Source organism: Amycolatopsis sp. NPDC058986, from assembly GCF_042741125.1.
Classification (GTDB): Bacteria; Actinomycetota; Actinomycetes; order Mycobacteriales; family Pseudonocardiaceae; genus Amycolatopsis.
Genome location: NZ_JBHYJW010000096.1, coordinates 1 through 24,172, shown reverse-complemented (window position 1 = coordinate 24,172; position 24,172 = coordinate 1). Strand labels below are relative to the sequence as shown.

Sequence of the window (24,172 nt, the reverse complement as noted above, 5' to 3'; positions counted from 1 at the left end):
CTCCGGGGATCTGCCACGGTCCCTCTGACGCGAACGCTCCGTCCGGGACGTTCACCGTCCCGAACGGAGCGTTCGCGACGGGCCACGGCGACGGGCCACGGCGACGGGCCCATCATCGTCGTGAAGAAGTCACTCCGGCGCGGTGCCGACGGCGGCGATCCGCGGCAGGAACAACAAGTAGAGCGCGGCGGGTTTCGCCGATCCCCAGGTCTGCTGGGCGAGCACGGCGAGCCGGTCGTGCAGGATCTCGCCGAGTTGCTCCTCGGTGTAGGCCTTCGGGTCGTCGCACCACAGGTGGACCTTCGCCCCCAGGTTCGCGGGCCCGGAAAGCGTTGCGCCGTCGACGAACTTGTCCGGGGCCCACCGGTCGTACATCGCCGCGGGGCCGGCGTTGAACAGCGATCCGGCGCCACCCGTGGTGAAGTAGGTCGGGGTGAACGCGGCGTTCGCCACGCGATGTCCGGCGTCGGCCAGCTGCCGCGCGGTGAACGCGGGTCCCGTCCACGGGAGCCCGAAGGCGCCACTCGCGGACCAGTGCTCGACCACGACGTCCGGGTGGACGGTGACAGTCGCCCCACCCGGTTTGAGCCCGTCGTTCCACATGCGCGTGGTCTTCCCGGCGGCACGCACGAGATCGTCGGCCCAGTTGACGAAGCCGTGGTAGGCGTCCTTGCCGGTGGCGTCCGGGCCGTAGTGTGCCCGCGCGTATGCGGCCAGCTGGGGGTAGGCGTCGTAGTCGGTGACGTACTCGTCGGCACCGATATGCCAGTAACGGCTGGGAAACAGCGGCAGGTACTCGGTGAGCAGATCCCGCATCAGGTCGTAGGACGCGGGCCGGCCGAGGTCGATGAACCCGTCCCGCGTCTTCCCGTCCGGTGTGGACAGCCGGAGGCCGGGATGCGCGGCGAGGATCGCGGTCATGTGCCCCGGCATGTCGATCTCCGGCACCACCTGCACGTGATACCGCGCGGCGTAGGCGATCAGGCCGGTGATCTCGGCCTTCGTGTAGTGCTGCGGCGAGACGATCTCCGGATGTGACGTGCTTTCCAGCCGGAAACCCTCCACATCGGACAGATGGAGATGCAGGTGGTTCAGCTTGAAGTACGCCATCGTGCGGATCCGCGCACGCAGCCACGGCAGCGAGAGATACCGGCGGCCCGTGTCGACCATCAGCCCGCGTTCGGGGTACTCCGGCCAGTCCGCCGCCGTGCCCGCGGGCAGGGTGTGACGCCGGCGCAGCCACTGCAGCACCGTCCGGGTCCCGGCGAACACGCCGTCCCCGGAGGCGGCCTCGATCCGCACAGCCCTGCCGACGGTCAGCCGGTACCCCTCGGGCGGCGCCGGGACGTCGCCGTGGAGTAGTTCCAGATCGCCGGTCCGCACCTCGCCACCGGTCACGGCTTCGACGGGAATCCCGGTGAGGGAACGAAGATCGGCCGCGAACGTCGCCGCCACGCCGGCCAGCGACGGCACGGCCACCACCCGCGAGCCCGGGGCGAAGGTGTAGCTCCCCGTCCCGGCCGTCCACTGCCGGATCGCGGGGACCGTGACCGGCGCCTGCTCCGCGAACGCCGTCACGGGGCTCACCATGGCGCCGACGGTGGTGAGGACCGCGACGAGCGCGCCCCTCCTCGCGACCTTGGCGCGCCACAACGCGCCCCGCGCGAACCGAACCGCATCGCCCATGCCGAGCCCTCACGCCGGCGCGCGGCCCACCGTTCCGCGCGCGAATCGACCACGCAAGCTGAACGAAACTGACAGCAGATGGCCAGTATCGTGCACGATCACGCAGACCACAAGAGGTGCACCCGCCCTGCGGCTACGGTGTCCACATGGGATCGGAACTCGCCCGCCTCGCCGCGGAGAAATACGTGGTCGTCACGACCTTCCGCCGCACCGGGGACGCCGTGCCGACACCGGTCTGGGCCGCCGAACTCGACGGCGAGCTGGTGCTGTGGTCCGCGCGCGAGGCGGGCAAGGTCAAGCGCATCCGGCGTAACGGCCGCGTCACCGTGCAGGCCTGTGACGTCCGCGGGTCGCGCACCCACGGCACGGTCGTGGCGGGCCAGGCGCGGGTGCTCGGCGACGCGGGCAGCGACCGGACCCGCACGGCGATCGCCCGCAAGTACGGGGTCGTCGGGCGGGCCACGATGTTCTTCAGCCGCCTGCGCGGCGGGACGCGCCGCACGGTCGGCATCGCGATCGCACTCGACGAGCCGGACGCCTGAAACCGGGGTCAGAGCTCGGCGACGGCGGCCAGCGCCTCCGGCAGCGTGAACGCGCCCGCGTACAGCGCCTTGCCCACGATCGAGCCCTCGACGCCGTCGCGCGACAGCGCGGCGAGCGCCCGCAGATCGTCCACACTGGACACTCCGCCGGACGCGATCACCGGCGCGTCGGTGCGCGCGGTCACCTCGCGCAGCAGGTCGAGGTTCGGCCCGCGCAGCGTGCCGTCCTTGCTGACGTCGGTGACGACGTAGCGCGAGGCGCCGTCGCGGTCGAGGCGCTCGAGCACCTCCCACAGGTCGCCGCCGTCCGACGTCCAGCCGCGCGCGGAAAGCCGGTGCCCGGCCTCGGTGATCCGCACGTCGAGCCCGATCGCGACGCGGTCGCCGTACTCGCCGATGACCCGCGTGGTCCAGCCGGGGTCCTCCAGCGCCGCGGTCCCGAGGTTGACGCGCCGGGCGCCGGTGGCCAGCGCGGCCTTGATCGACTCGTCGTCGCGGATCCCGCCGGACAGCTCGACCTGGACGTCGAGCCTGCCGACGACCTCCGCGAGCAGCTCACGGTTGCTGCCCTTGCCGAACGCGGCGTCGAGGTCGACCAGATGGATCCACTCGGCACCGTCGCGCTGCCAGGCCAGCGCGGCCTCCAGCGGGCTGCCGTAGGAGGTCTCGGTACCGGCCTCGCCCTGGACGAGTCGCACGGCCTGGCCATCGGCCACATCAACAGCGGGAAGCAGCGTGAAAGTCACGCGGTCACTCTAGAGCCGTGGCGTGCGGCACGCGTCCCGGGGCCGGTGCTCGCTAGAGCGTCCCGAGCCAGTTCCGCAGCAGGTGGGCCCCGGCGTCGCCGGACTTCTCCGGGTGGAACTGGGTGGCCCACAGCGGCCCGTTCTCGACCGCGGCCACGAAGTCCTCGCCGTGGTGCGCCCAGGTGACCTTCGGCTGCTGGCCGGGGAGCCCGGAATCCAGTTCCCACTCCCGCACCCCGTAGGAGTGAACGAAGTAGAACCGCTCGTCCGGGTCGAGCCCGGCGAACAGCTTCGAGTCCGCCGGCGCGCGGACGGTGTTCCAGCCCATGTGCGGCAGGACGTCCGCGTGCAGCCGCTCGACCGTGCCCGGCCATTCGCCGGTGCCCTCGGCCTCCTCGCCGTGCTCCACGCCGCGGGCGAACAGGATCTGCATGCCGACGCAGATGCCCAGCACCGGGCGGCCGCCGGCGAGGCGCTTGCCGATGATCCGGTGCCCGGCCACCTCCAGGAGGCCCTTCATGCACGCGGAGAAGGCACCGACCCCCGGCACCACCAGGCCGTCGGCCTCGACCGCGGCATGCGGGTCCGCGGTGACCTCGACGTCGGCGCCCGCGCGCCGCACGGCGCGTTCGGCGGAACGGAGGTTGCCGGAACCGTAGTCCAGAATCACGACAGAAGGCACGGGCCCAGCGTAGACGGGGAGTCCGCGGCGGGCGGAAAAGGATGTTCGCGGACGGCGTTTGAAGGCCACGCGAAGCGGGTATTCACCCATTCGTGTGTGGCGCCTGGACCCCGCGCCCCCTGAGCCGCCGGGAGAGGCGATGTCCGAAACCGACTTGCTGGACCAGTTGTTCCAGGCCTGGCGCGACGACATCGAGAGCGTCCCGTTCCCGCAGTTCACCGAGCTGCTGATCCCGCCGCAGCAGACCAGGGCGGAGATGGACGCGCGGCGCGGCCCCCGTTTTCGAGAACGACGAGTGACGAACGCCACGCGGGGGCCCGCGGCCTGACTGTGGTTTCCTGCGAGGATCGCACCCCCGCGCACCCCAGGAGCACCGATGGCCGCCAGTCCGGACCCGCACGACTTCCTCGACCTCGACGCGGGACTCACCGGGGAAGAGCGCGCCATCCGGGACGCGGTCCGCGCCTACGCCCGTGACCAGCTGCTCGGCGAGATCGCGAACTGGTACGAAACGGGCGCGCTGCCCGCCGCCGAGCTGGCGAAGGGCTTCGGCGAACTCGGCCTGCTCGGCATGCACCTGGAGGGCTACGGCTGCGCGGGCACCAGCGCCGTCGCCTACGGCATCGCCTGCCGCGAACTGGAAGCCGTCGACTCCGGGCTGCGCAGCTTCGTCTCGGTGCAGGGTTCGCTCGCGATGTACGCGATCCACCACTGGGGCAGCGAAGACCACCGCGCCGAATGGCTGCCGCGAATGGCGTCGGGCGAGGCGCTCGGCTGTTTCGGGCTCACCGAGCCGGACGCCGGGAGCGATCCGGGCAGCATGCGCACCCGCGCGGTGCGCGACGGCGCGGACTGGGTGCTCACCGGCACGAAGATGTGGATCACCAACGGCACGGTGGCCGACGTCGCGGTCGTGTGGGCGCAGACCGAGGAAGGAATCCGCGGCTTCGTCGTCCCGACGGACACGCCCGGCTTCACCGCGAACGAGGTCAAGCACAAGCTCTCGCTGCGGGCATCGCTGACCGCCGAACTCGTGCTCGACGGTGTGCGGCTGCCGGATTCCGCGGCGTTCCCGGAGGTCCGGGGGCTGCGTGGCCCGCTGTCGTGCCTCAACGAAGCGCGCTACGGCATCCTCTACGGCGTCGTCGGCGCGGCGCGCGCGTGCTACGAAGCCGCGTTGGAGTACACGCTCTCGCGCGAACAGTTCGGCAAACCACTGGCGGGATTCCAGCTGACCCAGCGCAAGCTCGCCGACCTGCTCGTCGAGGTCAACCGGGCGGGACTGGTGGCGGCGCAGATCGGCCGTCTCAAGGACGCCGGGACCTTGCACCACAACCACGTCAGCTTCGGGAAAATGGCCAACGTCCGGTCCGCGCTGGAAGTCGCCCGCACCGCGCGCTCGATGCTGGGCGCGAACGGGATTTCCCTGGAGTACCCGGTGATGCGGCACATGGCGAACCTCGAGACCGTGCTCACCTACGAGGGCACCGAGGAGATGCACGCGCTTTCGCTGGGGCAGGCCGTGACCGGGATCGCCGCCTTCCGCTGACCCGGAATTGTCGGTGCCCGCCGCTAGCGTCGCGGGCATGGACGATTTCCTCGCCTTCCAGACGGTCCTGGAGCTGCGCCGGTACACCACCGTGCCCGGCCGCCGGGACGACCTCGTCGCGCTCTTCGAACGCGAATTCGTCGAGTCGCAGGAGGCCGTGGGCGCGCGGCTGTACGGCCAGTTCACCGAACCGGCGGAGCCCGGGAAGTTCTTGTGGCTCAGGGGTTTCCGCGATATGGAGTCGCGGCGGTCCGCGCTGGAGGCGTTCTACACCGGCCTGGTGTGGGCGCGCCATCGCGAGGCCGCGAACGCCACGATGACCGACTCGTCGGACGTCCTGCTGCTGCGCCCGGCGGGTCCCGGTTTCCCGGCCCCCGCCGAGCCACGGCCACCGGTGGATGCGGACGATGTCCCGTCGTCGCGGCTGGCAGTCACGATCTGCCATCCCGTGGGGCCCGGGTTCACCGAGTTCTTCGCCGAAACGGTGCGCCCGGTGCTGGCCGAGGCGGGTGCTCCGCCGCTGGCGTGTTTCGAGACCGAGCCCGCGGAAAACACCTTTCCCCGGCTTCCCGTACGGGAGGGCGAGACGGTGTTCGTGTGGTTCACCCGGTTCGCGGGCGAGGGCGCCGTCGGCAGGTTCGACACGATGTTGGAGTCCTTGCCCGCTTGGGGAAAGGAGGTTCTGCCACAACTGAATACGCGGCTTTCGCGGCCCTTCCAGCGCCTCGTGCTCGCGCCGACTCCGCGCTCCCTGCTGCGCTGAGTTGCCGGGGTTTCAGGTCCCCGGCCGCCAGACGTACCGGATGTCCGGCTCGTGTTCCTCGTTGCCGCTGCCATCGGTCAGCTCGGCGGCGAAGAACCCGTGCCGTTCGTAGAACCGCAGGGCCGGGCCGTTGACCTGGAACGTCCACAGCTCCAGCCCGGAGGGACGGCGTTCCTTCGCCAGCGCGACGAACCGGTCGCCGATCCCTCGGCCTCGCCACCCTGGTTCCAGGTACAGCTGGCTGAGCAGGTTTTCGTCGAGCACCAGCAGTCCGATCACGCGTCCGGCCACGACCGCGACCCAGGTCTCCCGCAGCGGGACGACGACGTCGCGGAAGTAGGTATGGACCTCGTCGTCGGGGTGCGGACGGCGGACCGTCGGCAGCGCCGCGGCGAACGAACGGAGCCAGACGTCGGCCGCGGCACGGGCGTCGGATCCGGTCGCGCGCCGGAGGGTGGGTTCGTACGGAGGCACGGCACGAACGGTGGCAGAACGGCGGCCCCGGCGCAGCCGAGTTTCGCCGTATCCGCTACCGAGCCAGGAATTCCTTGACGGACAAGGCGATCGAGTCCGCGTCGAGGCCGTGCGCGAGGTCGTGGTCGGCCACCTCGCCGTAGATCCGGACCTCCGTGTCCCGCAGTACACCCAGCGCCAGGATCCGGTGCGGTGTCGCGGAAAGCGCGTCGGCGACCTGGTGCGTGGACGTCCCGGCGAGGTACGGCTCGACGAGGACGACGTCGGCGACGCCGGTGGCTTTCACGGCCTCGCGCAGTCCCTCCGCGTCGAAGGGGCGCACGGTGGACGTGTAGAGCACCGTGAGATCGAGGCCTTCGGTGGCCGCGAGGACGCGGTCGAGCATCGGGCCGACAGCGAGGACGACCCCGCGTGTTCCCCGGCGCAGCGTCTGGAATCCCACGCCGAGATGGGGTTCGGCATTCTCCTGCGCGGAAAGCCGGAGGTACACCCGGCAGTCGCCCGGCACGGATTCCAGCAGCAGCCGCCGGGCCTCGTCGGGATGCCCCGGTACGTGCACGGTCCAGCCGGGCAGCGAGTCGATCAGCGCGACGTCGCCGGGCGCCTGGTGCGTGCGGCCTTCGGAGGCCATGTCGTAGGACCCGCCGTAGGACACGAGCACGGCACCGACGTCCTGGTGCCCGAGGTCGAGCTTGATCTGTTCGAAGGCGCGTTCCACCAGGAACGGCGAGAACGTGTGCACGATCGGCCGGACACCGGCGAGCGCGAGCCCGGCGCCCGCGCTCACCAGCAGTTGCTCGCGGATGCCGACGTTCAGCACGCGGCCGGGGTACCGCCGGGCCGCCGAGCCCAGCTGGGCTGCGGTGATGTCGGCGAGCACGACCGCGACGTCCGGATCGGTTTCGAGGATGTCCTCCGTGGTGGTCACGAAGGTATCGCGCATGGTGGGCATCGGTCAGCCTTTCGGTTCTCCGGTCGTTTTCTGTTCGACGGTCGCGACCACGGCGAGCGGCCGGTCCGGATGCGGAGCGGTGAAGGCCTCGTACAGCGCGTCGTGGTCCCGGCCGGAAACCGTGCGGGTTTCCCAGCCTTCGACCTCGAAGCGCCGCGCGATGCCGCCCGGCCAGCCGTGGGTGGCCGAGGAGTTGTCGACGACGACGGTGGTCAGCTGCTCGAGCCCGAGGCGCCCGGCGAGCGCGATGGCCTCGTGGTTCGAGCCCTCGTCGAGTTCGGCGTCCCCCACCAGCGTCACCACCTTCGCCAGGCCGAACCGGCGGATCCGCAGGCCGAGCACGGTGCCGACGGCGATGGGGAGCCCGTGCCCGAGCGATCCGCTGGAGATCTCCACCCCTGGCGCGCGGCGGCGGTCGGGGTGGTGCCCCAGGCGGGACCGGGCCGAGGACCAGTCGGCGAGTTCGTCCTCGTCGAGGAAGCCCTTCGTGGAGAGCACGGCGTAGTACGCCATCGGCCCGTGTCCCTTGGACAGCAGGAACCGATCGCGGCCCGGCTCGCGGAAGTTCTCCGGGGTGATGTCGAGAACACGGTCGTAGAGCACCCACAGTACGTCCACTGTGGACTCGGCGGCGGCGTGATGTTTGTCGTCTCCGGTCATCAGCGCGATCAGCCTCGGCAGATCGGCGTATCCCGGCAGTGTCGCGGTGGTCATGTCAGCCACGATGCAACCTCGACTAAACTCGAAGTCAAGGATAGCCTGACCTCGTGACGAGGTTAGCCGAACATCTGAGCATCGGGCAGGTGGCCGAACGCAGCGGCGTTCCGCACACCGCATTGCGGTTCTACGAGGAGAAGGGGCTGATCAGTTCCGAGCGGTCCGCGGGCAACCAGCGCCGCTACGCGCGTTCGGTGCTGCGGCGGATCGCGTTCATCCGCGCCGCGCAACGGGTCGGGCTGAGCCTGGAGGACATCAGCGCGGCGCTGGCCACGCTGCCCACCGATCACGCGCCGACCAAAGCGGACTGGGCCCGGCTTTCCCGGGAATGGCAGCACGAGCTCGACGCGCGGATCGACGCGCTGCAGCGGCTGCGGGACCGGCTCACCGGCTGCGTCGGCTGCGGCTGCCTTTCCCTGCGCAGCTGCGGGCTCTACAACGCCGACGACCAGCTCGCCCGGTTCGGCCCCGGCTCCAGCAAACTGCGTCCCGCGACCGAGGGCGGCATCTGAATCCGGTTGCCCGGCACCGGCGTCCTGTGCGTCACTAGGCACAGCATGAACGAACAACGCAAGATCCGGGTCTCGAAGAAGCTCGCGCGTCATCTCCGGCACGAGCCCGCACGCGTCGGCCTCACCCTGGACCCCGGTGGCTGGGTACCGGTCGAAACCCTGCTCACCGCGCTGGCCGCGCACGGTTTCCGGCTCAGCCGGGCCGAACTCGACGAGGTCGTCCGTACCAATGACAAGCGCCGCTTCGCCTTCGACGAAACCGGCACGCGGATCCGGGCCAGCCAGGGCCACAGCGTCGAGGTCGATCTGGCGCTGCCCACCGCCGAACCGCCCGACGCGCTCTACCACGGCACCGTGGCCCGCTTCCTTCCCGCGATCCTCGCCGAGGGCCTGCGCCCGATGAACCGGCACGCGGTGCACCTGTCGGCCACCATCGAGACCGCGCTGAAGGTCGGCGCGCGGCGGGGCGCCCCCGTACTGCTGCGGATAGACGCGCGGGCCATGGCCGCCGCGGGTCACGAGTTCCAGGTGAGCGCGAACGGCGTCTGGCTCACCGCCGCCGTCCCGCCCGGATTCCTCCAGCAGGCGGAGCCAACCTGAGAACACTTCCTCAGGAAGTCCACCGCCGCTTCTCAGCCGGTTCTGCGGGAATTCTCAGGTTCTGCCCCGATCTTGGGACCATGGCCGAAAACACGCCACCCCAGGGCGAGCACTCCCAGCCGCAGCAGCCGCACGAGCAGCCGTCGCCGGAGACACCGCAGACGCCGCCGGCCCCGCAGCAGCAGCAGACCCCGCAGGGGCAAGCCGCGCAGGGGCACGCGTGGTGGCAGCAGACCGTGCCGCCGGCCCAGCCGCCGCACGAGCAGGGCACTCCCCCGCAGGGCATGGGCCCCTCGCCGTACACGGTCCCGCTCGGCGCACCGGCACCCACGCAGCCGAAGGCGAAGCGCAAGGTGTCGATGCCCATCGTCGCGACGGCGGTCATCGCCGGGCTGATCGGCGGCGGCGTCGCACTGGGCGGCAACGCCTTGTTCTCCGACCCCACCCCGCCGTTGCTCACCTCGCAGGGCCCGTCGGCGGCGAACGTCAGCTCGAAGCCGGGTTCGGTCGAGTACGCCGCGGAAGTCGCCATGAAGTCCACAGTGGACATCAAGGTCGCGACGGGGCAGGGCACCGCGACCGGCACCGGGATCATCCTGACCCAGGACGGCTACGTGCTGACCAACAACCACGTCGTGTCCGGCGCCGGCTCCGGCGGCCAGATCCAGGTCAGCACCCCGGACGGCAAGAAGCTGCCCGCGAAGGTCAAGGGCACCGCGCCCTCCTACGACCTCGCGGTGATCAAGCTGGACGGCGCGAGCGGGCTCACCCCGGCGACACTCGGCCAGTCGAGCACGCTGAAGGTCGGCCAGCCGGTCGCCGCCATCGGCAGTCCCGAGCAGCTGTCCAACACCGTGACGTCCGGGATCGTCAGCGCGCTGTCCCGCACGGTGACCGCGAGCGACGAGAACGGCGGGCAGGTGATCGTCTACAACGGACTGCAGACCGACGCGCCGATCAACCCCGGCAACTCGGGCGGCCCGCTGGTGAACATGGACGGCCAGGTCGTCGGCGTGAACTCCGCCGTGGACACCGGGCAGAAGTCCCAGGGCGGACTGCAGTCCTTCGGGCTCGGCTTCTCGATTCCCATCGACACCGCCAAGCGCATCGCGAACGAGCTGATGCAGACCGGCAAGGCCACCAAACCGGTCCTCGGCGTCACCGGCACCCTCGGCTCGCAGCGCCAGTCGGTGAGCGGCGCGCCGATCGCCGACGTCCAGCAGGGCGGCGCCGCCGCTGCCGCGGGTATCAAGCAGGGTGACACCGTCACGAAGCTCGACAACACCCCGCTCAACTCGTACGCGGATCTTCAGGCCGAGGTGCTCAAGCACACGCCGGGCCAGCAGGTCCCGGTGACCGTGAAGCACGCCGACGGCTCCGAGCAGACCATGAACGTCACGCTCGGCAGCGCGACCGACACGAAACAGACCACGATCTCCCCGCAGCAGCAGAACCCGTTCGGCAACGGCTTCCCCGGCTTCGGCGGCAACTGACCCCTGAGTACGCGAACCGACCCCCTGGGTACACGAGCCGACCCGCTGCGTACGTGAGTAACCGTTCCGATCCCGGTGACTGCCGTACGCGGAGGGTCAGTTCGCGTACCTGGAGGGTCGGCTCATGTACCGGGAGGGCCGGATCAGCGGCGAGGGCGGCGGTGCAGGCGGCGGCCGACGTCGAGCAGGGCCGCGCGCAGCGTTTCGTCGTCGACCCCGGCCAGATCGGGGGCGCCGCCCGCCATCGCTATCCCGGCCAGCGTGACCACCGCGGTGACGTGTGCGGCGAGGTCCGGTTCCGGACCGGCGAAGATGGCCAGCAGGGCGTCCTTGGCCCCGTCCCCGCCGAAGAAGGATTTCTCGACGGCGCGGGCGATGCCGGGGTCGCTGGAGAACAACGCGACGAGCGCGCGGTGCCGGACGACGAGGTCGACGAACCCGTCGAGCAGGTAGTCGATCTGCGCGCCGCGGCGCCGGAGCCGCGCCGCCTCGGTGACGATGCGGTTGAACTCCTTCAGCGCGGGCTCCGCGACCGCCTCGGTGATCTCGTCCTTCGCCTTGAAGTGGTAATACACCGCCGCCTTCGTGACGCCGAGCGCGTCCGCGATCATCTGCAGCGAAGTGCCCTCGACACCGTGTTCGGTGAACAGCTTCAGCGCCGTCTGCAGCAATCGCGCCCGGGTGTCCCCGGCCGGGCCTGCGGTCATCTTCGCCCTCCTCCTCGAACCGGCTGACCTTATTCCAGCACTTGCCGATCGGCAAACCGCGCACTAGCCGTGCGGCTAGTCACACACTTGCCGATCGGCTTGTCGACTCCTAGCCGTTCGGCTAGCGTCGAAGTCACCACTTCGGGTGACTGCCACCTCGAATGACAAGCGCGACTGGAATGGAGTTCGGCCCGTGGCGACCTTCCTCTACCGGCTCGGCAGGCTGTCGTTCCGGCGACGTGTCCTCGTCTCCGCCGTCTGGGCATTGGTGCTGGTCGCGCTCGGTGTCGGCGCCCTGACGCTGTCCGGCAGCCTGTCGAACTCGGTGACCATCCCCGGCACCGAATCGCAGCGCGCGGCCGATCAGCTGGCCGAGCGGTTCCCGCAGGCCGCGGCGGGTGGCGGCACCGCGCGCGTGGTCATCGCCGCGCCGGAGGGCCACACGGTCGTCGACGACGCGGGCAAGGCCGCCGTCGAAGCCGTCGTCGCGAAGCTCAAGACCGCACCGAAGGTCGCGGCGGTCGCCGACCCGTACCAGATGGGATCGATCGCCCCGCAGCACCACGACGTCGCCCTGGTGCAGGTCAGCTACGCGGTCAAGGGCTTCGAACTCACCGACGCCGAACGCCAGGCCCTGCTCGACTCGGCAGGGCCGGCACGGCAGGCCGGGTTCCAGGTCGAGTTCGGCGGCGACGCCGTGCAGGGCATCCCCGCGACCGACGCGACCGAAGGCATCGGGGTCGCGATCGCCGCCGTCGTCCTGATCATCACCTTCGGCTCGCTGGTCGCGGCCGGGATCCCGCTGCTGACCGCGCTCATCGGCGTCGGGATCGGCATGGCGGGTATCATGCTCGCCTCGGGTTTCCTCGAACTGAACTCCAACACCCCGGTGCTCGCGCTGATGATCGGGCTCGCCGTCGGCATCGACTACGCGCTATTCATCGTGTCGCGCTACCGGCACGAACTGAGCGAGGGCAGAGAGCCGGAGGAAGCCGCCGGACGCGCCGCCGGAACGGCCGGGTCCGCGGTGGTGTTCGCCGGGCTGACGGTGATCATCGCGCTGGCAGGGCTGACCGTGGTCGGCATCCCGTTCCTCGGCGAGATGGGCATCGCGGCGGCGATCACCGTCGCGATCGCGGTCCTCATCGCACTGACGCTGCTGCCCGCCGTGCTCGGCTTCGCCGGACGCCGCGTGCAGGGTGGCCGGATCCGGCTGCGCCGCGCGCCGTCCGCGCAGACGCACGGCGAGCGCTGGGCCCGGTTCGTCGCCCGGTATCGCGTCCCGGTCCTGGTCCTCGCCCTCGCGGGCCTGGCCGTGGTCGCGCTGCCCGCGGCGTCGATGCAGCTCGGCCTGCCCAACGACAGCACCGCCGCGCCGGATTCCACCCAGCGCAAGGCGTATGACCTGGTGAGCCGCAGCTTCGGCGAGGGCGCCAACGGGCCGCTGCTGGTCGTGGTGGACACCAGCGCCAGCCGCGATCCGGGTCAGGCGGTCAACCAGGCCGTCGCGGACCTCAAGCTGCCCGACGTCGCCGCCACCACCCCGCCCCACACGAACCCCGTCACCGGCATCACGCTGCTGACGGTGATCCCGAAGAGCGGCCCCGGCAGCACCCAGACCGAGGACCTGGTCTCCTCGATCCGCGACCGGGGCGCGACCCTGCACGACCGCACCGGGGCGAGCCTCATGGTGACCGGCCAGACGGCCGCGAACATCGACGTCTCGGCGAAGCTGTCCGACGCGATGCTGCCCTACCTCGCGCTGATCGTCGGGCTCGCGTTCATCCTGCTGATGCTGGTGTTCCGCTCGGTCGTCGTGCCGCTCAAGGCGACGCTGGGCTTCCTCGGCTCGGTCGTCGCGACGTTCGGCGCCGTCGTCGCGGTGTTCCAGTGGGGCTGGCTCGCCGATCTGCTCGGCGTGCAGACGACCGGGCCGATCATGAGCATGCTGCCGATCCTGCTCATCGGTGTCCTTTTCGGACTCGCGATGGACTACCAGGTGTTCCTGGTGACGCGGATGCGGGAGGAACACGTGCACGGCGCGGATCCCCAGGAGGCGATGGTCACCGGGTTCCGGCACGGCTCGCGCGTGGTGGTCGCCGCGGCGCTGATCATGATCAGCGTGTTCGCCGGGTTCGTGCTCGCGGAGTCCTCGCTGATCCAGTCGATCGGGTTCGCGCTGGCCTTCGGGGTGCTGGTGGACGCGTTCGTGGTGCGGATGACGATCGTGCCCGCGGTGATGTCGCTGCTCGGGCGCGGTGCGTGGTGGCTGCCGAAGTGGCTGAACCGGATCCTGCCGAACGTCGACGTCGAGGGCGAGAAGCTCACGAAGCAGCTCGACAGCTCCAGCGAAGGCGGCGACGGACGCGAACTGGTCGGCGCCGGCGGCCGGTGACAAGTCGCCATGCCATGGCGCAGACTTGATCCGTGGACCACGACGACCCGATACCGCCGCAGGGCATGAGCGGCGGCGCGCCCCTCTCCGGCGACGAGGAGCACCACAGGCCCTCTTACCTGGTGGCGGCCGACGACGAGATCTTCGGGAACGACGTCATCACGGCGCCCCTGGTGATCGGCGACGCGGACCACGTGCCGCGCACCCGCACGATGCCCGTCTCGATCTACCTGGACGAAAACAGGGACACCGAGCGAGTGCAGGACGCGGTCGAGGCGTTCGTCCGCTCGGCGGGCGGCGAGGTCGTGGAACGGGACGAGCCGGTCATCGGATCATGGTTCCGGCGGCTGCGCGCCCTGTTCCGGGACGCGGCCGCCTCACCGCTGGGAGCCGAAGCCAGGATGCTCGGCGTGCACGCGCTGGAGTCGCGGCTGGTGCACAGCACCGACGCGACGGTGACCGCGACGATGATGCAGAACCTGGCTCCCGTCCTGAGTTCGCTCCAGCCGTTCACCAACGCCGTGGTCCGGGTCGGTGCCCTGCTGATCGTCAAGGCCGAGGGCGAGCTGATGGTGCACCAGCTGACCGCTGCCCAGCAGCTCGCGCTCGACCACCAGCCCGAACTGCTGAAGTCCCCGGCGAACATCCTGCGGGCACTCGGTCTCGCCGAAGAACCGGCCACGGCGCCGATCCCGGCTACCGCTCCGCAGTCGCTGCTGCGGTCCGAAATGGACTGACGCGGCTCAGCGGCCGGTGACGGCGCCGTAGCGGTCGAGCGCCACTTGCCGCTCGACCGCGTGGTCGACCATCGGCTCCGGGTAGTCCTCGGGGCGGTCGCGGAGCTTGTGCACGGCCTTGCCCGGTACGTCCCGCAGTTCCGGAACGTACCGGCGGACGTAGTCACCGGACGGGTCGAACTTCTCCCCCTGTGTGATCGGGTTGAAGATCCGGAAGTACGGCGCCGCGTCGGTTCCGCATCCGGCGACCCACTGCCAGTTGAGCTGGTTCGAGGCGAGGTCGCCGTCGACCAGGTGGCGCATGAAGTGCCGCGCGCCCCAGCGCCACGGCAAATGCAGGTCCTTGACCAGGAAGCTCGCCACGACCATGCGGACGCGGTTGTGCATCCAGCCTTCGGCGAGCAGCTGGCGCATCCCGGCGTCGACGATCGGGTACCCGGTCCGCCCCTCGCACCACTGCTCGAACGCCGCATTCCCGGTGTCACAAGGCATCGCGTCGAAACGCCGGTCGTAGTTCCACCGGGCGGTCTCCGGCCGGTGCCACAGGACGTCGGCGTGGAACTCGCGCCAGCACAGCTCAGACCTCAGTGACGCCGCGCCTTGCCGGTCGTCTCCGGCGAGATCGGCCAGCAGCGTCCGCGGATGGACGCAGCCCCAGCGCAGATACGGCGAAAGCCGGGTCGTACCGGGAAGATCCGGGCGATCGCGGTCCTCGTGGTAGGTCTCGACACCGCCGGCGAGGAACTCCTCCCAGAGCCGGAGCGCGGCCTCCTCACCCGGTTCGGGCAGCGTCATCTCCCCCAGCGACGGCGTCTTCGGCAGCGACGTCGACCTGCCGGGCTTGATCCAGTCCACAAGGGACGGTCCGGTGTCCGCTGGGCGCGGCCAGCCATGGCGGCCCCACGCGCGACGGAAGGGGGTGAACACGCGATACGGGTCACCGTCCGGTTTGGACACCCGGCCTGGTGTCACGGCGTAGGGCGAGCCGGTCTCGACCCAATCGATTCCCTGTTCCGCCAACGCTTTCGTGACTTCGGTGTCCCGGCGGCGGCCGTACGGCGCGGTGTCCGCGCTGACGTGCACCGCGCTCGCGCCGATCGCCCGAGCCGCCTTGACGACCTCGACGGCGGGATCGCCCTCGACGACCATGAGCCTGCCGCCGAGTTGCTCGTCCAGCGCTCGCAAGCAGCCGAGCAGGAACGCCATGCGCGGTGCCCCGGACGGCCGGATAAGCGCCTTGTCGAGCACGTACAGCGCGAGCACCCGGTCGCTGTGTTCCGCCGCCGTCAGCAGCGCGGCATGGTCTCCCAGCCGCAGGTCACGGCGGAACCACAGGACGACCGGTGCTTGTGCCATTCCCCTAGCTTGCCAGCCAGGCCACCGCTCCGCCGATCGCGAGCAGCGCGGCGACGCCGAGGACCCCGGCCATGAACCTCGCGGTCTTCCACGTCGAGTAGACCCCGCCGATCAGGAAGCCGCCCAGCGCGAGCAGCAGAACCGCGACGATTTCCTTGCTCACAGGACACCCTTCGTGGACGGGATGCCACCGGCGCGCGGATCCGGCTCGGTCGCGGCACGCAGGGCGCGGGCGACGGCCTTGTACTGCGCCTCGGCGATGTGGTGCGGGTCGCGCCCGTGGATCACGCGGACGTGCAGGGCGATCTGCGCATGGAACGCCAGCGAGTCGAACACGTGGCGGGTCAGCACGAACGGGTAATTGCCGCCGATCGTGAAGGTGTTGAACTGCTCGGGCTCGCCGACGTGCACGCAGTACGGGCGGCCGGAGACGTCGACCGCCGCGTGCGCGAGGGTTTCGTCCATCGGGATCCACGCGTCGCCGAAACGCCGGATGCCGCTCTTGTCGCCGAGTGCCTGGCGCAGCGCCTGGCCGAGCACGATCGCGGTGTCCTCGACCGTGTGGTGGGCGTCGATGTGCACGTCGCCGGTCGCCTCGACCTTGAGGTCCATGCTGCTGTGCGCGCCCAGCGCGGTCAGCATGTGGTCGTAGAACGGCACGCCGGTCGAGATCTCGACCTCGCCCGTGCCGTCGAGGTCCAGCTGGACGAGGATCGAGGACTCCTTGGTGGTGCGCTCGACCTTGCCGATGCGGGTCACCGGGAAACTTCCTTACTCGCCTCGAGGAAGGCGTCGTTCTCCTCCGGGGTGCCGATGCTCACGCGCAGGTGCCCCTCGATACCGGGGTCGCGGATCAGCACTCCTTTGTCCAGATAGGACTGCCAGGCCGCGTGCGGGTCGGCGAACCGTCCGAAGAGGACGAAGTTCGAGTCGCTCGGCACCGGATCGAAACCCAGGCCCGCCAAGGCTTCCACGACGCGATCGCGTTCGGCGGCCAGCTTGTGGACGGTGCTCAGCGTCGCGTCCGCGTGGCGCAGCGCGGCGCGCGCGGCCGCCTGGGTCAGCCGCGAGAGGTGGTACGGCAGGCGCACCAGCTGCAGCGCGTCGACCACCGCGGGAGCGGCGGCCAGATAGCCGAGCCGCCCGCCCGCGAAGGCGAAGGCCTTGCTCATCGTGCGCGACACGATGAGCCGGCCCGGGTAGTCGGCCAGCAGGTGCACCGCGCTGGCCTGCGACGAAAACTCCGCGTACGCCTCGTCGACCACCACGATCCCGGTGGCCGCGTCGAGCACCGCGCGCAGCTCTTCCAGCGGGATCGAGCCGCCGGTCGGGTTGTTCGGGCTGGTGACGAACACCAGGTCCGGACGCCGTTCGCGGATCACCTCGGCGGCCTTCGCGGTGTCGAGCGTGAAGTCGGCGCGGCGCGGCGCCGGAACCCACTCGGTGCGCGTGCCGGACGCGATGATCGGGTGCATCGAGTACGACGGCTCGAAGCCCAGCGCGCTGCGCCCGGGACCACCGAACGCCTGCAGGATCTGCTGCAGCACCTCGTTGGAGCCGTTGGCGGCCCAGACGTTCGCCTCCGACAGCACTACCCGCGTCGACACGCTCAGGTAGTCGGCCAGATCCTGGCGCAGGGCCACCGCGTCGCGGTCGGGATAGCGGTGCAGTTCGGCGGCCTCCGCGCGGACTGCCTCGGCCACGTCCGCGACCAGCTCGGGCGGCGGCGGATACGGGTTTTCGTTGGTGTTGAGCCGAACCGGGACGTCCAGCTGCGGCGCGCCGTATGGCGACTTGCCGCGCAGATCCTCGCGCAGCGGCAGCTGGTCCAGGGTGATCTCCTCGCCGATGCTCACGCTTCACCCCCGAACCGCGCCGTGACGGCTTCGCCGTGCGCGGGCAGGTCCTCGGCGTTCGCCAGCGCGACCACCCGCGGGGCGATCTCGCGCAGCGCCTGCTCGGAGTAGTCGACGACGTGGATGCCCTTGAGGAAGCTCTGCACCGACAGACCCGAGGAGTGGCGGGCGAACCCGCCGGTGGGCAGCACGTGGTTCGACCCGGCGCAGTAGTCGCCCAGCGACACCGGGGCGTACGCGCCGACGAAGATCGCGCCCGCGTTGCGGACCCGCGCGGCGTCCTCGCGCGCGTTCGCGGTCTGGATCTCCAGGTGCTCGGCGGCGTAGGCGTCGACCACGCGCAGCCCGTCGTCCACAGTGGACACCAGGATGACGCCGGACTGCCTGCCGCCCAGCGCTTCGGCGACCCGCTCGGTGTGTTTGGTCGCCGCCACGCGGCCGGCGAGCTCCTTCTCGACGGCGTCGGCCAGTTCCTCCGACGTCGTGACGAGCACGCTCGCCGCGAGGGGATCGTGCTCGGCCTGGCTGATCAGGTCGGCCGCGACGTGCACCGGGTCGGCGGTCTCGTCGGCGAGGATGGCGATCTCGGTCGGCCCGGCCTCCGAGTCGATGCCGATGATGCCGCGCAGCAGCCGCTTCGCGGCGGTGAGGTAGATGTTGCCCGGGCCGGTCACGATGTCCACCGGCGCCAGCTCGGCACCGTCGGTGTCGGTGCCGCCGTAGGCCAGCAGCGCGACGGCCTGCGCCCCGCCGACCGCCCACACCTCGTCGACGCCCAGCAGCCGGGCCGCGGCGAGGATGGTCGGGTGCGGCAGCCCGCCGAACGCGGCCTGCGGCGGCGAGCACAGCACGAGCGAGCCGACGCCCGCGAGCTGCGCCGGGACGACGTTCATCACGACCGTCGAGGGGTACACGGCGAGCCCGCCCGGCGCGTACAGGCCGACGCGCTCGACGGGGACCCAGCGCTCGGTGACCGTGCCGCCCTCGACCACCGTGGTGGTGACGTCCTGGCGGCGCTGCTCGGCGTGCACCTTGCGGGCACGGGTGATGGACTCCTCCAGCGCGGCGCGCACGGCCGGGTCCAGCTCGTCGAGGGCCTTGGCCAGCTCGGCGGCCGGGACCCGCACAGCGGACGGGCGGACCTTGTCGAACCGCTCGGTGTATTCGAGCACGGCCTCGACCCCGCGGTCACGGACGGCCTCGACCACCGGGCGCACGTGATGCAGCGCCGCGTCCACGTCGTATTCGGCGCGAGGCAGCGTGGCGCGCAGTTCGGCGGCGGTCGGGACCTGCCCGCGCAGGTCGGTGCGGTTCAACATGGACTCAAGGGTACGAGGTGGCCGCGAGGCGCCGGGCAGGGATACTCGGTGGTGACCCGCGAGCCCTTGTGACGGAGGAGGCGCCGTGCCGCGTATCGGGTTGTGCCAGCTCAGCTCGGGCGACGATCCGGGGGCGAACCTGAAACTCGTTCGCGCCGGGGTCGAAGGCGCGAAGGCGGGAAACGCCCAGGTCGTCGTGTTCCCGGAAGCGACGATGGCCCGGTTCGGGCGGCCGCTGGGCCCGATCGCCGAGCCGCTGGACGGGCCGTGGGCGACCGCCGTCGCGGAGCTGGCGGCCGAGCACGACGTGGTCGTCGCCGCCGGGATGTTCACCCCGGCCGAGGACGGGCGCGTCCGCAACACCGTGCTCGTCACCGGCGGCGGGCATCATCTCGGCTACCACAAGATCCACCTGTACGACGCGTTCGGCTTCGCCGAGTCCGACACCGTCGCCGCCGGCACCAAACCGGTCACCTTCGACGTCGACGGCACCGTGCTCGGCGTCGCCACCTGCTACGACATCCGTTTTCCCGAACTGTTCCGCGCGCTCGCCGACGACGGCGCGGACATCGTCGTCGTGCCGACGTCCTGGGGCGCGGGCGAAGGCAAACGGGACCAGTGGGAGGTCCTGGTGCGGGCCCGCGCGCTGGACTCGGGCTGCTGGGTGCTCGGCTGCGGGCAGGCCGACCCGGCCGCGAGCGGTCTCGAAGTGAACCCGAAGGCTCCCACCGGCATTGGCTACTCGACGGTGTCGGACGGTTTCGGCCGCGTCCACACCCAGCTCGGCGCCGGCCCGGAGACGATGGTCGTCGACCTCGACCCGGCGATCGCGGCGAAGGCCCGCACCGCCACCGGCGCACTGGCCAACCGACGCCTCTGACCACTCGATCACGCGAGATCTCCGGCTGATCACATGAGATCTCCAGCTGATCACGCGAGATCTCCGGAGGGGCTAGCGGAGGAGGCCTTCGCGGATGGCGACGCGGACGAAACCGGCGCGCCGGCGTTCGCCGGTCTTGTCCCTTATTCTGTCCAAATAGGACCGGACGGTGCGAACGCTGATGTTGAGGATCTCGGCGACGTCGACGTCCCGCTCCCCCGCCGCGACCAGCCGCAGCACCTGTTTTTCCCGCTCCGACAAGACGATCTTCGGCCCGGCGTGCCGGTCGTCGCTGTCCTGGATGATCATTCCGGCGAGCGTCGGCGACACGTAGGCGTTGTCCTCGGCAATGGTGCGGATCGCGCGCAGCAGCTCGTCGCCGTCGACGTCCTTGGACAGGAAGCCCTTCGCGCCCGCCTGCATCGCGCCGAGCACCTCGGGTTGTTCCGCGTGCGCGGACACCACGAGCACCTTGTGCCCCATGTGTCCCACCTCCAGCACGGCCGCCGCGTCCGCGACGCCGCGCAGCTTGAGGTCGAGCACGACGACGCTGCCCGGCGGCTGCTGCTGAACCGCGAACCGCGCCACCGAATCGGCGACCGCGCCGAGTTCGATGTCGGGCGCCTCGGTGAGCACTCGCGCGACGGCGTCGCGGTAGAGGGGGTGGTCCTCGATCACCGCGACCTGGATGCGGTCGCCCGCCGAAGGCACGCCGGTCACCGCCCGCCCGGACGCCGCGGCGTGCCGGACGGTCCGACGAGCCCGCGCCGGATCGCCTCCTTCACCAGATCGGGCCGCCTGCGGTACCCGGTCTTGTCGCGCACGCGGTCGAGATACCCGCGGACGGTCCGCACGCCGATGCGGAGGATCGTCGCGATGTCGACGTCCCGCTCGCCCGCCGCGACCAGTCGCAGGACCTGCTCCTCGCGCGGGGAGAGTTCCGTGTCGGGGCCTGCCGCCGGGCGGTCGGTGTTGTCCTTGATGATCATCCCGGCCACCACGGCGGAGACGTACGCGCCGCCCTCGGCGACCGTCCTGATCGCGATCAGCAGCTCGTCGACGTCGACATCCTTGGACAGGAACCCCTTGGCCCCGGCCGCGATCGCGCCGAGCACCTGTTCGGACTCCGCCTGCGCCGACACGACGAGCACGTGGTGCCCGAGTTCGCACACCTCGAGCACCGCCGCGGCGCCCGCGACGCCGGGCAGCCCGAGGTCGAGCAGGACCACGCTGCCCGGCGGCTGCCGGTGCACGTGGAAGCGGGCGACCGAGTCCACCACGGCGCCCAGTTCGATGCCCTCGGCTTCGGCGAGCACCCGCTCCACCGACCGCCGGTACAGCGGATGGTCCTCGATCACCGCGACCCGGATCCCCGTGGTCCCGCCGGTATCCGGTGTCGTCTCGCCCGGTCGTTCGTCCGTCATCTGCACGACTCGCTCACCCCGTTCCACCCGAGGGCACCGCCTGCCCGGCCGCGGCCGGGTCCAGCGCGGGGCCCGTCGGCATCAGTGCCAGCAAACCACTGGAGACCGGTTGGCGGGCTACGGAACCGTAGCCGAGCGAAGCCAACGCCTTGGCGTCCGCCACCGGATACTTCTGTCCCATGTCGGTGACCACGTAGACCGTTCCCGAACCGGCCTCGGTGACCACCGCGCCGCCCGAAGGCGGCACGAAAACCTGATCCGCCACGCGCGCGTCGGCACGGGCGGGCACGGCGATCGCCCGCGCGCCATGCGGCAGCGGGACGTCGCCGGAGACCAGGACGCGACCGTCCTGCGCGCACAGGGTCACCGAGGTGCCGCTGATCGCCGCCTTCCCCGGAATGCGGTCCGGGTACCCTGCGGGGTCGGCGCCGCCCGCGCGGGGTTCGCCCGCCTTCCGCACCGCGGCGACGTCGGCGGCCTTCATCGGGACGGGCGCCGGACGTCCGGGATAGGCGCGCGCGTTCTCCGGGGTGGTGACCACCAGGCTCGCCTGGGTCTGGCCGATCGGTTCGAGGCCCTCGCGGCGGACGAGGTAGTACGACGTGGCGTCCGCCGCCGAGGCCATGGTGTCGACGACGGCGAGGACTTCGCCGACGCGCGTCGGGGCGCCGCCGACCCGCGGGCCGGACGCGCCGGCGTCGGCGATCGGGATCGCGCCGAGGTCGCGTCCGGCGGGGACGGTGTCGATCCACCGCGCCGAGACCGCGATCGTCGGGTAGCTGTCGAACTGCAGCGCGGTGGCGGCCTCGGGGCTGAGCTTGAACCGCCGTCCCCCGGTGATCAGGTACTGCTCGCCCGCCGGGATCCGGACGATGATCCCCTGATCGCGAGGCAGCTCGACGCCCGAACCGGACGTGCCGAGCACGACCGCGGTGAGTGGCTCGGCGGACGCGGGCGCGTCGGTGGTGGTCCGGCTGCAGCTGATCCACGGCGTCGTGACCAGCGCGGCCGCCGCGGGCAGCGAGTCGGGGGCGCCCGGGATGCCGATCTGCGTGCCGCGCGCGGCCGTCCCGAGTTTCTTCGACGGCACCGAAACGGTGGCGTCCCCGTTGCCGCCCGCCAGCAGCCGCGCGGAGGCGTAGTTGAGGACCGGGTGCAGGGCGCCGTCCTGGCCGAGGACGTACCGCGCGCCGGTGCCCTCCTCGACGATCACCTTCCCGCCGGCGAGCCAGTCCTTGCCACCGGACGGGTTGAGCAGGCCGATCACGCCGTACACCGCGGTGATCAGCAGTGCCGCGGCGAGCCCGAGGATCGTGCCCAGCACGAGGCGGCGGCTCGGCGACATCGGGTGGTTGGCGTCGGCGGCGACGAGCGCGGACACCAGCCTGCGGCGCAGGAACTGATACGCCTGGATCTGGTCCCGCTGCGTCCACACGCTTCCCAAGACCCCCGGTCGTCCTCGATCCGCCCCATGCCGAGGCGCCGATGCTAAGAGCGGACGCGTCCGGACGGCGAGGGTAATTTTTACGCCCATGCGCGTGCGCGGAAAGCGCTAGCGTCGCCTCACCGGTCCGGGGTAAGGGAGGCGACGCCGTGTCCGCCAACACCGCAGCTGCTGAACCCACCGAAGCGGCGCCCGCGGCTTCGGGAGCGCATCGCCCGCCGCCTCGCCCCGGGACCGCTGGAGCCGCGCCGCTGCCGTGGCTGCTGCCGATCCGCCCGCTGCGGGCCGCCGTGTGGGAGATCGCCGGGATCGCGGTGCTCGTCGCCTTCGCGATCCCCGGTGCCGCCCAGCCGGCGCGGATCACGATCGCGGCGGTCGCGGCGGCGCTGGTGCTCTCGACGTCGGCGCGGTTCGCGGGCAAGCACGCCGCGGGCTGGGCGCTCACCTGGCTCGGCTACCGGCTGCGGCGGCACGACGACCGCCACGACAGCCCCGACCCGCTGCACCTCGTCGCCGGTCCGGTGCGAGTGCGCCAACACGTCGACCGGGCCGGGAACCGCTTCGGCGTGGCGGAGATCGACGACGGCTGGAGCGCGATCGTGCGGCTCACGCCGGGGCCCGGCGAGCCGTCGCCGGACACGCTCGTGGAGGTCCTGCGGGAGCGCTTCCGTGACCCCGCGATCCCGCTGTCCAGCGCGCAGTTGCTGACCTGGGCGGTGCCGCGCGAGGCGGGCGGACAGGTTTTCCGGGTGCGCTGGCTGACCGTGCGATACCGGCCCGAGGAGGCGCCGATCGCGGCACTGGCGCGCGGCGGCGGCGAGCTGGGTGCGTTGCGCAGTACGGCATGTGCGGCGCTGGGGTTGATGGGCGCGCTGGCCGAAGCCGGGTACGTCAGCACGGTGCTCGAAGCCGGGGAGCTGGCGAAGGAACTGCGTGTCGCGCTGGGTGTCCCGGAGGAGAGCCCTCGCGAAGAGGCGTCGCTGCCGGACGGCTGGAGTTCGTGGAAGTGGGGCGAGTCGACACAGGCCTGCTTCTCGCCGCGTTCGGAGCGGGATTTGGCGCGGATACTGGATTTCTCGGCGTCGAAGGCGGCGTTCACCGCGACGTCGTACACGCTGCGGCGGACGCCGAGCGGCAAGGAACGCGCCGACGTCACGATCCGTGTCGGTGCCCGTCCCGGTGCTTCGGTGCCTTCGCCGACCGGGGTGTCGGCGGTCCCGCTGCACGGGCGGCACGCCTCCGCCGTCCGCCGCACCCTGCCCCTGGCGCTGGAACACTGACTCTCCACAGTGGACGGAATGCCGTTAAGGCCACCGTACGGGCGTCTGACGCCCGTAC

26 protein-coding genes are annotated in these 24,172 nt (G+C 71.2%); 11 read left to right on the top strand and 15 right to left on the bottom strand.

The annotated features are described in order from the left end of the window. Positions 1-129: 129 nt before the first annotated feature. Positions 130-1,686 (bottom strand): family 20 glycosylhydrolase, encoded by a 1,557-nt coding sequence (locus tag ACFW0G_RS43245; protein ID WP_378331380.1) that lies wholly within the window; start codon positions 1,684-1,686, stop codon positions 130-132. Between the two features lie 146 nt (positions 1,687-1,832). On the opposite strand from ACFW0G_RS43245, the gene ACFW0G_RS43240 reads away from it, so the two are divergent. Then, positions 1,833-2,228, top strand: a complete 396-nt coding sequence (locus ACFW0G_RS43240; RefSeq protein WP_378331379.1) for a PPOX class F420-dependent oxidoreductase — start codon at positions 1,833-1,835, stop codon at positions 2,226-2,228. Positions 2,229-2,236: 8 nt separating this feature from the next. Here ACFW0G_RS43240 and priA read toward each other — a convergent pair whose 3' ends face one another. Both priA and hisH read right to left on the bottom strand, forming a co-directional pair. Continuing rightward, positions 2,237-2,974 (bottom strand): bifunctional 1-(5-phosphoribosyl)-5-((5-phosphoribosylamino)methylideneamino)imidazole-4-carboxamide isomerase/phosphoribosylanthranilate isomerase PriA, encoded by a 738-nt coding sequence (gene priA, locus ACFW0G_RS43235; RefSeq protein WP_378331378.1) that lies wholly within the window; start codon positions 2,972-2,974, stop codon positions 2,237-2,239. Positions 2,975-3,026: 52 nt separating this feature from the next. Continuing rightward, complete coding sequence (hisH, locus tag ACFW0G_RS43230; RefSeq protein WP_378331377.1) at positions 3,027-3,656, bottom strand: imidazole glycerol phosphate synthase subunit HisH; 630 nt, start codon at positions 3,654-3,656, stop codon at positions 3,027-3,029. Positions 3,657-3,795: 139 nt separating this feature from the next. On the opposite strand from hisH, the gene ACFW0G_RS43225 reads away from it, so the two are divergent. From ACFW0G_RS43225 to ACFW0G_RS43215, 3 genes are read left to right on the top strand one after another with little or no spacing between them, the layout of a single operon-like run. Further along, complete coding sequence (locus tag ACFW0G_RS43225) at positions 3,796-3,984, top strand: hypothetical protein (RefSeq protein WP_378331376.1); 189 nt, start codon at positions 3,796-3,798, stop codon at positions 3,982-3,984. 48 nt (positions 3,985-4,032) lie between these two features. Continuing rightward, positions 4,033-5,205, top strand: coding sequence for an acyl-CoA dehydrogenase family protein (locus tag ACFW0G_RS43220; RefSeq protein ID WP_378331375.1), 1,173 nt, complete (start codon positions 4,033-4,035; stop codon positions 5,203-5,205). A 37-nt stretch (positions 5,206-5,242) separates the two neighbouring features. Beyond that, positions 5,243-5,968, top strand: a complete 726-nt coding sequence (locus ACFW0G_RS43215) for an NIPSNAP family protein (RefSeq protein WP_378331374.1) — start codon at positions 5,243-5,245, stop codon at positions 5,966-5,968. A gap of 12 nt (positions 5,969-5,980) precedes the next feature. On the opposite strand, the gene ACFW0G_RS43210 is transcribed toward ACFW0G_RS43215, so the two are convergent. From ACFW0G_RS43210 to ACFW0G_RS43200, 3 genes are read right to left on the bottom strand one after another with little or no spacing between them, the layout of a single operon-like run. Next, positions 5,981-6,442, bottom strand: coding sequence for a GNAT family N-acetyltransferase (locus tag ACFW0G_RS43210; protein WP_378331373.1), 462 nt, complete (start codon positions 6,440-6,442; stop codon positions 5,981-5,983). A 55-nt stretch (positions 6,443-6,497) separates the two neighbouring features. Next, a complete protein-coding gene (locus ACFW0G_RS43205; protein WP_378331372.1) occupies positions 6,498-7,394 on the bottom strand; it encodes a transketolase family protein in 897 nt (298 codons plus the stop codon). Between the two features lie 3 nt (positions 7,395-7,397). Further along, complete coding sequence (locus ACFW0G_RS43200) at positions 7,398-8,108, bottom strand: transketolase (RefSeq protein WP_378331371.1); 711 nt, start codon at positions 8,106-8,108, stop codon at positions 7,398-7,400. A gap of 53 nt (positions 8,109-8,161) precedes the next feature. Between ACFW0G_RS43200 and soxR the strand changes: the two genes are divergently transcribed. The 3 genes from soxR to ACFW0G_RS43185 all read left to right on the top strand — a co-directional run bounded on the left by soxR (position 8,162) and on the right by ACFW0G_RS43185 (position 10,716). Next, positions 8,162-8,623, top strand: coding sequence for a redox-sensitive transcriptional activator SoxR (gene soxR / locus ACFW0G_RS43195; protein WP_378331370.1), 462 nt, complete (start codon positions 8,162-8,164; stop codon positions 8,621-8,623). A gap of 45 nt (positions 8,624-8,668) precedes the next feature. After that, positions 8,669-9,223 carry an RNA 2'-phosphotransferase gene (locus tag ACFW0G_RS43190; RefSeq protein ID WP_378331369.1) on the top strand — a complete coding sequence of 185 codons (555 nt, stop codon included), beginning with the start codon at positions 8,669-8,671 and terminating at the stop codon, positions 9,221-9,223. Positions 9,224-9,303: 80 nt separating this feature from the next. Further along, positions 9,304-10,716, top strand: coding sequence for a S1C family serine protease (locus ACFW0G_RS43185; protein ID WP_378331368.1), 1,413 nt, complete (start codon positions 9,304-9,306; stop codon positions 10,714-10,716). A 143-nt stretch (positions 10,717-10,859) separates the two neighbouring features. On the opposite strand, the gene ACFW0G_RS43180 is transcribed toward ACFW0G_RS43185, so the two are convergent. Next, the gene (locus ACFW0G_RS43180; RefSeq protein WP_378331367.1) at positions 10,860-11,423 is read right to left on the bottom strand and encodes a TetR/AcrR family transcriptional regulator; all 564 of its coding nucleotides are present in this window, start codon (positions 11,421-11,423) and stop codon (positions 10,860-10,862) included. A 193-nt stretch (positions 11,424-11,616) separates the two neighbouring features. Here ACFW0G_RS43180 and ACFW0G_RS43175 point away from each other — a divergent pair, with 193 nt between their 5' ends. Beyond that, the gene (locus ACFW0G_RS43175; RefSeq protein WP_378331366.1) at positions 11,617-13,818 is read left to right on the top strand and encodes an MMPL family transporter; all 2,202 of its coding nucleotides are present in this window, start codon (positions 11,617-11,619) and stop codon (positions 13,816-13,818) included. A 32-nt stretch (positions 13,819-13,850) separates the two neighbouring features. Then, positions 13,851-14,555, top strand: coding sequence for a hypothetical protein (locus tag ACFW0G_RS43170; RefSeq protein ID WP_378331365.1), 705 nt, complete (start codon positions 13,851-13,853; stop codon positions 14,553-14,555). Positions 14,556-14,561: 6 nt separating this feature from the next. On the opposite strand, the gene ACFW0G_RS43165 is transcribed toward ACFW0G_RS43170, so the two are convergent. The 5 genes from ACFW0G_RS43165 to hisD are packed head-to-tail and all read right to left on the bottom strand — an operon-like array spanning position 14,562 to position 19,086. Then, positions 14,562-15,911: a cryptochrome/photolyase family protein gene (locus ACFW0G_RS43165; RefSeq protein ID WP_378331364.1), complete on the bottom strand. Its 1,350-nt coding sequence runs from the start codon at positions 15,909-15,911 to the stop codon at positions 14,562-14,564. A gap of 4 nt (positions 15,912-15,915) precedes the next feature. After that, on the bottom strand, positions 15,916-16,074 hold the full coding sequence (locus tag ACFW0G_RS43160) for a hypothetical protein (protein WP_378331363.1): 159 nt from the start codon (positions 16,072-16,074) through the stop codon (positions 15,916-15,918). Beyond that, positions 16,071-16,670, bottom strand: coding sequence for an imidazoleglycerol-phosphate dehydratase HisB (hisB, locus tag ACFW0G_RS43155; RefSeq protein ID WP_378331362.1), 600 nt, complete (start codon positions 16,668-16,670; stop codon positions 16,071-16,073). The genes ACFW0G_RS43160 and hisB overlap by 4 nt, the downstream gene beginning before the upstream one ends. Next, a complete protein-coding gene (locus ACFW0G_RS43150; RefSeq protein ID WP_378331361.1) occupies positions 16,667-17,767 on the bottom strand; it encodes a histidinol-phosphate transaminase in 1,101 nt (366 codons plus the stop codon). The genes hisB and ACFW0G_RS43150 overlap by 4 nt, the downstream gene beginning before the upstream one ends. Beyond that, positions 17,764-19,086, bottom strand: coding sequence for a histidinol dehydrogenase (gene hisD / locus ACFW0G_RS43145; RefSeq protein WP_378331359.1), 1,323 nt, complete (start codon positions 19,084-19,086; stop codon positions 17,764-17,766). The genes ACFW0G_RS43150 and hisD overlap by 4 nt, the downstream gene beginning before the upstream one ends. Before the next feature lie 85 nt (positions 19,087-19,171). On the opposite strand from hisD, the gene ACFW0G_RS43140 reads away from it, so the two are divergent. Next, positions 19,172-19,966, top strand: a complete 795-nt coding sequence (locus ACFW0G_RS43140) for a carbon-nitrogen hydrolase family protein (RefSeq protein WP_378331358.1) — start codon at positions 19,172-19,174, stop codon at positions 19,964-19,966. 72 nt (positions 19,967-20,038) lie between these two features. On the opposite strand, the gene ACFW0G_RS43135 is transcribed toward ACFW0G_RS43140, so the two are convergent. The 3 genes from ACFW0G_RS43135 to eccB are packed head-to-tail and all read right to left on the bottom strand — an operon-like array spanning position 20,039 to position 22,825. After that, positions 20,039-20,677 (bottom strand): response regulator, encoded by a 639-nt coding sequence (locus tag ACFW0G_RS43135; protein WP_378331357.1) that lies wholly within the window; start codon positions 20,675-20,677, stop codon positions 20,039-20,041. 5 nt (positions 20,678-20,682) lie between these two features. Next, positions 20,683-21,390, bottom strand: coding sequence for a response regulator (locus ACFW0G_RS43130; RefSeq protein WP_378331356.1), 708 nt, complete (start codon positions 21,388-21,390; stop codon positions 20,683-20,685). Between the two features lie 13 nt (positions 21,391-21,403). Then, the gene (gene eccB, locus ACFW0G_RS43125) at positions 21,404-22,825 is read right to left on the bottom strand and encodes a type VII secretion protein EccB (protein WP_378331381.1); all 1,422 of its coding nucleotides are present in this window, start codon (positions 22,823-22,825) and stop codon (positions 21,404-21,406) included. 158 nt (positions 22,826-22,983) lie between these two features. On the opposite strand from eccB, the gene ACFW0G_RS43120 reads away from it, so the two are divergent. After that, the gene (locus tag ACFW0G_RS43120; RefSeq protein WP_378331355.1) at positions 22,984-24,114 is read left to right on the top strand and encodes a type VII secretion protein EccE; all 1,131 of its coding nucleotides are present in this window, start codon (positions 22,984-22,986) and stop codon (positions 24,112-24,114) included. Positions 24,115-24,172: the final 58 nt, after the last annotated feature.

Bases quoted from the DNA above. Each gene is read 5' to 3' on its own strand.
- ACFW0G_RS43165 (WP_378331364.1), bottom strand. From the start codon at position 15,911: ATGGCACAAGCACCGGTCGTCCTGTGGTTCCGCCGTGACCTGCGGCTG.
- ACFW0G_RS43130 (WP_378331356.1), bottom strand. From the start codon at position 21,390: ATGACGGACGAACGACCGGGCGAGACGACACCGGATACCGGCGGGACC.
- hisD (WP_378331359.1), bottom strand. From the start codon at position 19,086: ATGTTGAACCGCACCGACCTGCGCGGGCAGGTCCCGACCGCCGCCGAA.
- ACFW0G_RS43215 (WP_378331374.1), top strand. From the start codon at position 5,243: ATGGACGATTTCCTCGCCTTCCAGACGGTCCTGGAGCTGCGCCGGTAC.
- ACFW0G_RS43190 (WP_378331369.1), top strand. From the start codon at position 8,669: ATGAACGAACAACGCAAGATCCGGGTCTCGAAGAAGCTCGCGCGTCAT.
- ACFW0G_RS43180 (WP_378331367.1), bottom strand. From the start codon at position 11,423: ATGACCGCAGGCCCGGCCGGGGACACCCGGGCGCGATTGCTGCAGACG.
- ACFW0G_RS43225 (WP_378331376.1), top strand. From the start codon at position 3,796: ATGTCCGAAACCGACTTGCTGGACCAGTTGTTCCAGGCCTGGCGCGAC.
- ACFW0G_RS43200 (WP_378331371.1), bottom strand. From the start codon at position 8,108: ATGACCACCGCGACACTGCCGGGATACGCCGATCTGCCGAGGCTGATC.
- ACFW0G_RS43245 (WP_378331380.1), bottom strand. From the start codon at position 1,686: ATGGGCGATGCGGTTCGGTTCGCGCGGGGCGCGTTGTGGCGCGCCAAG.
- ACFW0G_RS43220 (WP_378331375.1), top strand. From the start codon at position 4,033: ATGGCCGCCAGTCCGGACCCGCACGACTTCCTCGACCTCGACGCGGGA.
- ACFW0G_RS43185 (WP_378331368.1), top strand. From the start codon at position 9,304: ATGGCCGAAAACACGCCACCCCAGGGCGAGCACTCCCAGCCGCAGCAG.
- ACFW0G_RS43205 (WP_378331372.1), bottom strand. From the start codon at position 7,394: ATGCCCACCATGCGCGATACCTTCGTGACCACCACGGAGGACATCCTC.
- ACFW0G_RS43240 (WP_378331379.1), top strand. From the start codon at position 1,833: ATGGGATCGGAACTCGCCCGCCTCGCCGCGGAGAAATACGTGGTCGTC.